This window comes from Dulcicalothrix desertica PCC 7102, from assembly GCF_003991905.1.
Classification (GTDB): domain Bacteria; phylum Cyanobacteriota; class Cyanobacteriia; order Cyanobacteriales; family Nostocaceae; genus Dulcicalothrix; species Dulcicalothrix desertica.
On the sequence record NZ_RSCL01000057.1, the window covers coordinates 1 to 322 of the forward strand.

The window sequence follows — 322 nt, forward strand, 5'->3', positions numbered from 1 at the left end:
ATAAACATAGATAGTAGCAACGCCACACGAATAGCGCAGATTGTAAAAGCCAAGCTGGGTATAGGTTTTAAATGTAAAAGGCATGAAACCGAGATACGTGCAATTTCCTGCATTCCGGGTCTGAAAACTATTGCCCTGCATCGGTTTTAAAATTTGCTACATCAGAGTCAAAAAACCGTTATTTACAACGCGCTCATCAAGCCCTTTGAGGACCGGAATGCAGGTTTTTACAAACATCCTGGCTCAATGCCCAATAGCATTGCGTACAATAAAGTAACAAATTATCAAACTTAAGTAGAATAAGAGTTTCAAGCCTTAATTT